Annotated in this window: 1 protein-coding gene; it reads right to left on the reverse strand. The window is 71.8% G+C overall.

What is annotated here, in order from left to right; all coding sequences use genetic code 11:
• Nucleotides 1-50: 50 nt before the first annotated feature.
• The gene (eno, locus tag ACTIDRAF_RS0211875; RefSeq protein ID WP_016698958.1) at nt 51-1337 is read right to left on the reverse strand and encodes a phosphopyruvate hydratase; all 1287 of its coding nucleotides are present in this window, start codon (nt 1335-1337) and stop codon (nt 51-53) included.
• Nucleotides 1338-1726 lie beyond the last annotated feature (389 nt).

Genomic DNA, 1726 nt, shown 5'->3' on the forward strand with positions numbered 1-1726 from the left:
GAGGACGTGCCCCGCCGACCCGGCCGCTCCCGCTCACGTCGGGCCACCGCCTACGCCTCCGGGGTGTACCGGGGGAAGGCGAGCTCGCCCGCGTAGCGCGCCGCGTCGCCGAGGGTCTCCTCGATGCGCAGCAGCTGGTTGTACTTCGCGACCCGCTCGCTGCGAGCCGGCGCACCCGCCTTGATCTGGCCACTGGCGGTCGCCACGACCAGGTCGGCGATGGTGGTGTCCTCCGTCTCCCCGGAGCGGTGGCTCATCATCGTCTTGAAGCCGTGCGAGTGGGCCAGGGACACCGCGTCGAGGGTCTCGGACAGCGTGCCGATCTGGTTGACCTTGACCAGCAGCGCGTTCGCCGCCCGCCGGCTGATGCCTTCCTCCAGCCGCTCCGGGTTCGTGACGAACAGGTCGTCGCCGAGGAGCTGGACGTTCGCGCCCAGCTTCTCGGTGAGGTGCACCCAGCCGTCCCAGTCGTTCTCCGCGAGCGGGTCCTCGATCGAGACCAACGGGTAGGCGGCCACCAGCTCGGCGTAGTACTCCGCCAGCTGCTCGGCCGTCTTCGGGGAGCCCTCGAAGGTGTAGGTCCCGTCCTCGTAGAGCTCGGTGGCGGCGACGTCCAGGCCCAGGACGATGTCCCGGCCCAGGCGGTAGCCGGCCTTCTCCACGGCGAGCGCGATGAGGTCGAGGGCCTCCCGGTTGCTGGACAGGTTCGGCGCGAACCCGCCCTCGTCGCCGAGGCCGGTGGCAAGGCCACGGCCCTTGAGCACCGACTTGAGCGTGTGGTAGACCTCCGCGCCCCAGCGCAGGGCCTCCCGGAAGGAGCCGGCGCCGACCGGGGCGATCATGAACTCCTGCACGTCCACGTCGTTGTCCGCGTGGGCGCCGCCGTTGAGGATGTTGAACAGCGGGACCGGCAGCACGTGCGCGTTGGGGCCGCCCACGTAGCGGAACAGCTCCAGGCCGCTGGAGTCGGCGGCCGCCTTCGCCACCGCCAGGGACGTGCCGAGCAGCGCGTTGGCGCCCAGCCGGGACTTGTCCGGCGTTCCGTCCAGATCCAGCAGTTTCTGGTCGACCACCCGCTGCTCGATGGCCTCCACCCCGACCAGCTCGGGGCCGATCTCGTCCAGCACGCCCGTCACCGCGCGCTCGACGCCCTTGCCGCCGTAGCGGGCGGCGTCGCCGTCACGCAGCTCCACGGCCTCGTGTTCGCCGGTCGACGCGCCCGAGGGCACCGCGGCGCGTGCCAGGGTCCCGTCGTCCAGCGCCACCTCGACCTCGACGGTGGGGTTGCCCCGGGAATCCAAGATCTCGCGGGCGCCGACCTGCTCGATGACTGCCACCTGTGCTCCTCACCATCCTCGGTACGGACTTCCTGTCGAGCCTAGTCCGCCGCCAGTTTCCCTCTGTGGAGGCACGCACATCCAGGTGACGGGGTGCCCGGTCGGCCGCTGCCGCGCCGGGGAGGTACCGCCGGATGACCCGGTCGGCCCACCGTCGATCACTCCAACGGGGAGCATCCGATCGGCGGTAGCGGTGGCAGGGGCCACGGCGGGACGTCCCCGGCAGGACGCCCGAGCACCGTCGGTGACTCACCGCCCCGGGTGGAGCCAGCCGGACGGCGGTCGAACACGCCGTGATCCGGGCGTAGCGTGGGAACGGTATGACGGCTGAGAACAGCTACGAGGCATTCCGCCGAGCGGAGGCGCTGCTGCGGCAGCGGCGGGGCGCC

The sequence above is a fragment of the Actinoalloteichus spitiensis RMV-1378 genome (assembly GCF_000239155.1).
Lineage (GTDB): Bacteria > Actinomycetota > Actinomycetes > Mycobacteriales > Pseudonocardiaceae > Actinoalloteichus_B > Actinoalloteichus_B spitiensis.